General features: G+C 73.7%; 9 protein-coding genes. 4 read left to right on the top strand and 5 right to left on the bottom strand.

The features are described 5' to 3' along the window. The first annotated feature begins 301 nt into the window (after positions 1–301). Positions 302–979 (top strand): PhzF family phenazine biosynthesis protein, encoded by a 678-nt coding sequence (locus ACIRRU_RS18700; protein WP_403681657.1) that lies wholly within the window; start codon positions 302–304, stop codon positions 977–979. A 66-nt stretch (positions 980–1,045) separates the two neighbouring features. On the opposite strand, the gene ACIRRU_RS18695 is transcribed toward ACIRRU_RS18700, so the two are convergent. Both ACIRRU_RS18695 and map read right to left on the bottom strand, forming a co-directional pair. Continuing rightward, on the bottom strand, positions 1,046–1,711 hold the full coding sequence (locus tag ACIRRU_RS18695; RefSeq protein ID WP_403681654.1) for a heme oxygenase (biliverdin-producing): 666 nt from the start codon (positions 1,709–1,711) through the stop codon (positions 1,046–1,048). A gap of 239 nt (positions 1,712–1,950) precedes the next feature. Further along, on the bottom strand, positions 1,951–2,808 hold the full coding sequence (map, locus tag ACIRRU_RS18690) for a type I methionyl aminopeptidase (protein ID WP_403681652.1): 858 nt from the start codon (positions 2,806–2,808) through the stop codon (positions 1,951–1,953). A gap of 59 nt (positions 2,809–2,867) precedes the next feature. Between map and ACIRRU_RS18685 the strand changes: the two genes are divergently transcribed. Beyond that, the gene (locus ACIRRU_RS18685; protein WP_403681649.1) at positions 2,868–3,104 is read left to right on the top strand and encodes a hypothetical protein; all 237 of its coding nucleotides are present in this window, start codon (positions 2,868–2,870) and stop codon (positions 3,102–3,104) included. Positions 3,105–3,283: 179 nt separating this feature from the next. Here the strand turns inward: ACIRRU_RS18685 and ACIRRU_RS18680 are convergent, their stop codons facing one another. Continuing rightward, complete coding sequence (locus ACIRRU_RS18680; protein ID WP_403681670.1) at positions 3,284–4,543, bottom strand: MFS transporter; 1,260 nt, start codon at positions 4,541–4,543, stop codon at positions 3,284–3,286. A gap of 226 nt (positions 4,544–4,769) precedes the next feature. Next, positions 4,770–5,372: a hypothetical protein gene (locus ACIRRU_RS18675; RefSeq protein WP_403681647.1), complete on the bottom strand. Its 603-nt coding sequence runs from the start codon at positions 5,370–5,372 to the stop codon at positions 4,770–4,772. Between the two features lie 140 nt (positions 5,373–5,512). Here ACIRRU_RS18675 and npdG point away from each other — a divergent pair, with 140 nt between their 5' ends. Beyond that, positions 5,513–6,223 carry an NADPH-dependent F420 reductase gene (gene npdG / locus ACIRRU_RS18670; RefSeq protein WP_403681645.1) on the top strand — a complete coding sequence of 237 codons (711 nt, stop codon included), beginning with the start codon at positions 5,513–5,515 and terminating at the stop codon, positions 6,221–6,223. A gap of 220 nt (positions 6,224–6,443) precedes the next feature. Then, complete coding sequence (locus ACIRRU_RS18665) at positions 6,444–6,614, top strand: hypothetical protein (protein ID WP_363202646.1); 171 nt, start codon at positions 6,444–6,446, stop codon at positions 6,612–6,614. A 45-nt stretch (positions 6,615–6,659) separates the two neighbouring features. On the opposite strand, the gene ACIRRU_RS18660 is transcribed toward ACIRRU_RS18665, so the two are convergent. Next, positions 6,660–7,466, bottom strand: coding sequence for a site-2 protease family protein (locus tag ACIRRU_RS18660; protein WP_403681643.1), 807 nt, complete (start codon positions 7,464–7,466; stop codon positions 6,660–6,662). Positions 7,467–7,473: the final 7 nt, after the last annotated feature.

Here is a 7,473-nt window from a genome sequence, read left to right as displayed (position 1 = left end):
CGGCCGTCCGCGTGCCGTCCACCGGGCAGGACCCCGACCACGGCGGAGCCGGTGACCGCGCGCGGCCGACGGCGTCCGGCCCCCGCCCCCCCCCCCCCCCCCCCCCCGCCCGGGGGCCCCCCCCCGCCCCGGGGGGGGGGGGGGGCCCCCCCCCCCCGCCGCCCCCCCCCCCCCCCGGCCCCCCCCCCCCCCCCCCCGGGGGCCCGCCCGGGCCCCCCCCCCGCCCCGGGGGGCCCCCCGGGGCGGGGGGGGGCGGGGGGGGCCGGCCGGTACGGCCCTCCGGCAGTGCTTGAATGCCCCCGTGACCGACTACGACGTACCCCGGGGCATCGACGTCCTGCGGGTGTTCTGCGGACCCGACGGACGCCACGGCAACGCCCTCGGTGTCGTCCGCGACGGCAGCAGCCACCCCGACGAGACCTCCCGGCAGCGGCTGACCCGCCGACTCGGCTTCAGCGAGACCGTGTTCGTCGACGACCCGGAGCGCGGCCGGGTCGACATCCACACCCCCGGGCTGCGGCTCCCGTTCGCCGGGCACCCGCTGGTCGGCGCCGCCTGGCTGCTGGACCTGGAGATCCTGGAGCTGGCCGTCGGGGACGTCTTCGCCCGCCAGGACGGGGAGTTCACCTGGATCACCGCCCGCCCCGAGTGGGCCCCGCCGCGCACGCTCCAGCAGTACGCGAGCGCCGCCGAGGTCGAGGCGCTGCCCGGACCGCCGCCCGGAGAGGGCTGGCTGTACGCCTGGGCCTGGGAGGACGAGGCCGCCGGACGGGTCCGCGCGCGGGCCTTCCCCCGGCGGGGCGAGGAGCCGGGGATCGTCGAGGACGAGGCGACGGGCGCCGCGGCCATGCTGCTGAGCGCCCACCTCGGCCGGGCCCTGAACATCACCCAGGGGCGCGGCTCACAGATCCTCACCGCGCCCGCGCCGGACGGCACGGTGGAGGTCGGGGGCCGCGTCCTGATGGCCGCCCGGGGCTGAACCCCACCGGGACGGCCGATGGCCCCACCGGCTCTGCCGGTGGGGCCGTGCCGTGTCATCCGGACATCACGCGCTGCGCGGGAAGACCTCACCCAGTTCGCGGAAGACCGCGGTGTTGAGGGCGAAGGCCCGCTTGCACTCCTCGACGATGCGCTGCTTCTCCAGGTCGTCCGCGTTCACCGCGTCCAGCAGCTCGCGGTAACCCCGCTTGAAGGCGGCCGGGTTGGTGATCTGCTCGAAGACGTAGAAGCGCACGCCGTCGCCCTTGCGCTCGAAGCCCCAGGTCTTCTCCGCCTTGTCCCGGATGATCTGACCGCCCGACAGGTCGCCCAGGTAGCGCGTGTAGTGGTGGGCGATGTAGCCGGCGGGCCAGGTGCGCGCGCACTCGGTGACCCGGGCGGCGTAGGCCGCGGTGGCGGGCAGTGGGTCGAGGCCCGTGCGCCATTCGGCCCCGCGCAGGTGCGCCAGGTCGCGCTCCAGCTCGGCGGAGCGCATCAGCTCGGGCTGTATGAACGGGCCCGCGACCGGGTCGTCGCGCAGGGTCCGCGCCCCCTCCTCCAGCGCTCGGTACACGAACCACAGCTGCTCGGTGTAGCGCGTGTAGGCGTCCACTCCCAGCCGTCCGCCGAGCAGGTCACCCATGAAGGTCGAGGTCTCGGCCTCGGTGTGCTGCTCGTGCGACGCCGTACGGATCAGCGTCGAGAAGGGAGTGACGGTGGCGGTTGCGTCCAAGGCGGGCCTCCGGGGCCGAGGGGACGGGAAGTCCAGAAAGAGGCGGAGCAGCCGACAGGCGCCCGCCGCGACGGTGCGGCGGTGCGTGCCGGTACGCCCGATCTTCCTACTTAGGTTTACCTAAGTCAACTGGTTCCCGACTGCTTGTCGGTAAAAAGGTACGCCGCCGGTGGATACCCCGGGGAGCGGGGTGTCCGGTTCCGGTAGGTCCCAGGAGGTTCCCGGACGGTCCGGGGTGATCACGGCAGGGTGAGGATCTCCGCCCCGGTCTCCGTGACGACCAGCGTGTGCTCGAACTGGGCCGTCCGCTTCCGGTCCTTCGTCACCACGGTCCAGCCGTCCTCCCACATGTCGTACTCGTGGGTGCCGAGCGTCAGCATCGGCTCGATGGTGAACGTCATCCCGGGCTGCATCACCGTGGTCGCGTGCGGGCTGTCGTAGTGCGGGATGATCAGGCCGGAGTGGAACGAGGAGTTGATCCCGTGCCCGGTGAAGTCGCGCACCACGCCGTAGCCGAACCGCTTGGCGTACGACTCGATCACCCGCCCGATGACGTTGATCTGCCGCCCCGGCCGCACCGCCTTGATCGCCCGGTTCAGCGACTCCCGGGTGCGCTCGACCAGCAGCCGCGACTCCTCGTCCACGTCACCGCAGAGGTAGGTGGCGTTGTTGTCGCCGTGCACCCCGTTGATGTACGCGGTGACGTCCAGGTTCACGATGTCCCCGTCGCGCAGCACGGTGGAGTCGGGGATGCCGTGGCAGATGACCTCGTTGAGCGAGCTGCACAGCGACTTCGGGAAGCCCCGGTAGCCGAGCGTCGAGGGGTACGCGCCGTGATCGACCATGAAGTCGTGGGCGACCTTGTCGAGCTGGTCCGTGGTGACACCCGGGGCGATGTGCCGGGCGGCCTCCTCCATCGCCTGGGCGGCGATCCGCCCCGCGACACGCATCCGCTCGACGGTGTCGGCGTCCTGGACCTCCGGGCCGGTGTACGGCGTCGGAGCCGGTTTCCCCACGTACTCGGGGCGCCGGATGTTTCCGGGTACGGAACGGACGGGAGTGATCTCCCCTGGTACGAGAAGCGACTGGCCAGACATGTCAGCGAGTCTAACCAGCGGTCCCGGGGGCACCATGGCGACAAGGAAAGGAGCAGTCGATGGCCCTGTTCAAGAAGCGCACGGTCGGCAAGCCGGGCGAGTGGTACTACTGCCTGGAGCACAAGAAGGTCGAGGAAGGCCCCGAGTGCCCGGCCCAGAACAGGTTCGGCCCCTACCCCTCCCGCGAGGCGGCCCAGCACGCGATGGACACGGCCCGCGACCGGAACCTGGAATGGGACACGGACCCCAAGTGGCACGACGAGGACAAGGGCAGGCCCGCCCCGCCCGAAGCGTGACCCGCCCCGCCCGAAGCCTGACCCGGGCCCGGCGCCGGGGCTGCGGATTCGAGGCGGGGAGCGGGGGAGCGGACATCGGGTAGCGGGCACCGGGTAGCGCGCAGGACTCCGGAGGCCCGCCCGGCCGGTCCGCGGGAGGCCCGGCCGGGGGGCGGGCCTCCGCCCTCAGGCGGCCCGGGTCATGCCTCCCCCCGGGCCTCCCGCCTGCGCACCGCGTCCTCGTCCGTCTCCGCGTCGTACCGCACCAGCTTCGGCAGCGCGGCGGTCAGCAGCGCCACCGACGCCACGCACGCCACCCCGCCCGTCCAGATCGCCGACCGGGTCCCGGTCCACCCCGCCATCGCCCCGGCCCGCACCTGACCCAGCTGCGGGCCGACGCTGTACGACAGCACCTCGATGCCCGCCAGCCGTCCCCGCAGCTCCTCCGGGATGGTCTGGTTCCAGATCGTCGAGCGCCCCAGCCCGCTCAGCATGTCGCCCGCGCCCGCCACGGCCAGGCACAGCAGCACCACCCACACGCTGGAGAACCAGCCCGCCGCGGCGATCGCCAGCCCCCACGCCGCCGCGCCGAACACCACGAACAGCCCGTGCCTGCGCACCCGGGACGTCCAGCCGCTGGTCAGCCCCAGCGCCAGCGATCCGACCGAGCCCGCCGCGTACATCAGCCCCAGCGACCACTCGGCGTCCAGCTCGTCCGCCAGGAACGGGAAGATCGTGTTCGGGAAGGCGAAGAACATCGCCGCCAGGTCGATCGCGTACGTCCCCAGCAGCACCGGGCGGCTCCAGGCGTAGCGGGCCCCCTCCACGATCCCGCGCAGCGACGGCTTCGCCGCCTCCTTCGCGGGCGGCGCGGGGGAGAGCCGCAGACAGAGCAGGACGGAGGCGGCGAACGTGCAGACCGTCACCGCGTACGCCGTGCCGTGACCGGCGTACGCCACCACCAGACCGGCCAGCGCCGGGCCCGCGATCGCCCCCATCTGCCAGCGCAGCGAGTTCAGCGCGGCCGCCGCCGTCTGCTGGTCGTGCGGCACGATCCGGGCCATCAGCGAGTCCAGCGCGGGCCGCTGGAGCCCGGCCAGCGCGGACACCCCGCCCGCCACCACGTACAGCGGCCACAGCAGCGGTTCCGGCAGCAGCGCGTTGACCAGCAGGATCGCCGCGAGCACCCCGAGACCCGCCTCGGTCAGCAGGATCACCCGGCGCCGGTCCACGGAGTCCGCGAGCGCCCCGCCGTACAGCCCGAACACCACCAGCGGCACCAGCTCCACCGCACCCATCGCCCCGACCGCCAGCGGCGACCCGGTGAGCTCCTTGATCTGGAGCGGCAGCGCGATGAGCGCCATGAAGCTGCCGAAGTACGTGATCAGCCCCTGCACCCACAGCAGCCGGAAGTCCGCCGAGGAACGCCACGGCGCGAGGTCGGGCAGCAGGCCGCGCAGCCGGGAGGGCGGCAGGGGGCCCGGAGGTCCGGGCGAGGGGGAGGCCGGCGAGGAGGGCGGAGTGGGCGCTGAGGTCACGAAGGGTCATGTTCCGCAGTGCCGGGTGCTCAGGGCAACCGGTTTCCGGACGCGGACGGCCCGGCGCCACCCGGCGGAGCGACCGGGTGACCGGAGGAGCGCGGCCGTTGGCCCACGGCCGCCCCGGCCGCAGGAGGATCGTGGCCCGCTACCAGCGGGCGGGCGGCGGCTCCGTCAGCTGATCGGCGAGCCGGGCGAGCCGGTCCCGGAACGTGCGGCGGCCGGGTGCGCCGGGCGCCCCGTTCTCCCCGGCGGCCGCGCTGACCAGGTGCTGCACGACGTCCAGGTCCACATCGTCGTCCGCGTCGACCGTCAGCGACGCGTGCGCCAGGGAGGCGACCTCCGGATCGCCGCCGCCCAGGAACAGCACCCGCGCCCCGGCCCGCCGCGCGTCGTGCACCCGCTCCAGCAGACCGTCCCCCGGCCGCTCCGGCGCTACCAGCAACAGCGTCTCGCTCCGGCCCGCCGCCTCGATCCGGCCGAGGCCCACGGCCAGATGCGCCGGATCACCGGGCGCCACCCGGTGCCGGACGAGCGTGGGCACCAGCTCGGGCCGCCCCGACCAAGCGGACTCGTCGGTCAGATGGGCCGCCAGGTGCCAGGGCTCGTACTCCTCCGTGCCCACCAGCAGCAGCCCGCCGCCCCGCGGCAGCACGGACGAGCGCAGGGCCAGGGCGAACCCACGCGCCGAGTCCGGCCACCGGGTCCCGGCCAGGACGTCACGGAGCAGGGCGACACGTACGGCATCCATGGCCCGGCACTCTGCCCCGCGCCGTGCCCCGTGCGGGTCTGCGGGCCTGCCCCTTCACCCGAACGGGGGAGCGGGCGGGGACCGTGATCTTCGCACCCCGGGGCGGCCCCACCGCGACTACCTGGCAGTAGGGTCGGCCCATGACTACACAGGACAGCGGCAGCACCCCCAAGCCCCCCGCCAAGGATCCCTGGGACCTCCCCGACGTCTCCGCCCTCAGCGTGGGCGTGCTGGGCGGGACCGGTCCGCAGGGCCGCGGTCTCGCCTACCGGCTCGCCCGCGCGGGACAGCGGGTCACCCTCGGCTCCCGGGACGCGGCACGCGCCGAGCAGGCCGCGGCCGAGCTCGGTCACGGTGTGACGGGCGCGGACAACGCGGAGTGCGCCCGGCGCAGCGACATCGTGATCGTCGCGGTGCCGTGGGACGGGCACGCCAAGACGCTGGAGTCCCTGCGCGCGGAGCTGGCGGGCAAGCTGGTCGTCGACTGCGTCAACCCGCTCGGCTTCGACAAGAAGGGCGCCTACGCGCTCACGCCGGAGGAGGGCAGCGCCGCCGAGCAGGCCGCCGCCCTGCTGCCGGACTCCCGGGTCACCGCCGCCTTCCACCATCTCTCGGCCGTGCTGCTCCAGGACGAGTCCATCGAGGAGATCGACACCGACGTCCTGGTCCTGGGCGAGGCGCGCGCCGACACGGACATCGTCCAGGCGCTGGCGGGCCGCATCCCCGGGATGCGCGGCATCTTCGCGGGCCGGCTCCGCAACGCCCACCAGGTCGAGTCGCTGGTGGCCAACCTGATCTCGGTCAACCGCCGCTACAAGGCCCACGCCGGGCTGCGCACCACCGACGTCTGATCACCCGACGTCCGCGCACCACCGACGTCCACGCACCACCGACGTCCGCGTGCGTGACGTCCGCCGAGGGGCTGACGTACGCCGACGGCCCGGCGTCTTCCGGGTGTCCGGCGTCTGATGACGGGCGCGGCGGGGCGGCTCCCCCAGGCGGGGCACAACGGGGCGTGGGGGACACTGGACCCCGACCACGACCGTTCGTTCCCCTCCAGGAGCCGCCCCCATGCCCCGCCTCGCCCTCCTCGCCCTCGTCGTCTGCGTCCTCGCCGTGGTGGCGGCCGTGGTCTCGTTCGTCCAGGGCAGCCTGCTCGGGATCGTCTGGGTGCTCATCGCGGGGCTGTCGTCGAACATGGTCTGGTTCTACGTCCGCAAGCACCGCATGACCGCCTCCTGACGCCCCCGAGCAAGGAGCCCGGAGCACGAGCCGCCCGGGGTGCCGTCACCCCACCGCGCAGCCCGGGTCCTGCTCGTCGAAGAACGCCTTCCAGAAGCGGTAGGTGTCCAGCCCGCAGTAGCGCTGGACGTCGTCGACCCCGAGGGCCCGCAGCAGTGCGTCGACCCCGTCGAAGAACACGCCGTTCACCTCCGGGATCCAGAGCAGGCCGAACACCGCGATCAGCCCGAACGGCGCGATCGGCTCCACCTTGCGGCGGATCGTGTACGACAGCCAGGGCTCGATCACCCCGTAGCCGTCCAGCCCCGGGATCGGCAGGAGGTTCAGGATCGCCGCCGTCACCTGGAGCATCGCCAGGAACGCCAGCGCGTACTGGAAGGCGAGCGGCACCCCGTCCAGCGCGTCCAGCCAGAACGGGGCCGTGCAGACGACCGCGAAGGCCACGTTGGTCAGCGGACCCGCCGCCGAGATCAGGCTGTGCTTCCACCGGCCGTGGATACGGTGCCGCTCGATGTAGACCGCGCCGCCCGGCAGGCCGATCCCGCCCATGATCACGAAGAGGACCGGCAGCACGATGCTGAGCAGCGCGTGTGTGTACGTGAGCGGGTTGAGGGTCAGATAGCCCTTCGCCCCGACCGACAGGTCACCGCTGTGCAGCGCGGTGCGGGCGTGCGCGTACTCGTGCAGACAGAGCGAGACGATCCAGGCCCCGGTGACGAACAGGAAGACCGCGAAGCCGGTGGCGTCCGCGAATCCCGTCCACACCGCCCAGCCCGCGACCGCGGTGACGGCGACGATGCCGAGGAAGACCGGGCTGATCCTCCGGTCGGCTCGGGTGGCTGCGGTGGTCATCGGCACA

This window comes from Streptomyces sp. NPDC101181 (assembly GCF_044767975.1).
Lineage (GTDB): Bacteria > Actinomycetota > Actinomycetes > Streptomycetales > Streptomycetaceae > Streptomyces.
The sequence above is the reverse complement of the archived record's forward strand: the minus strand, read 5'-3'. Positions and strand labels throughout refer to the sequence as shown.

Bases quoted from the DNA above. Each gene is read 5' to 3' on its own strand.
- map (WP_403681652.1), bottom strand. From the start codon at position 2,808: ATGTCTGGCCAGTCGCTTCTCGTACCAGGGGAGATCACTCCCGTCCGT.
- ACIRRU_RS18685 (WP_403681649.1), top strand. From the start codon at position 2,868: ATGGCCCTGTTCAAGAAGCGCACGGTCGGCAAGCCGGGCGAGTGGTAC.
- ACIRRU_RS18675 (WP_403681647.1), bottom strand. From the start codon at position 5,372: ATGGATGCCGTACGTGTCGCCCTGCTCCGTGACGTCCTGGCCGGGACC.
- npdG (WP_403681645.1), top strand. From the start codon at position 5,513: ATGACTACACAGGACAGCGGCAGCACCCCCAAGCCCCCCGCCAAGGAT.
- ACIRRU_RS18665 (WP_363202646.1), top strand. From the start codon at position 6,444: ATGCCCCGCCTCGCCCTCCTCGCCCTCGTCGTCTGCGTCCTCGCCGTG.
- ACIRRU_RS18660 (WP_403681643.1), bottom strand. From the start codon at position 7,466: ATGACCACCGCAGCCACCCGAGCCGACCGGAGGATCAGCCCGGTCTTC.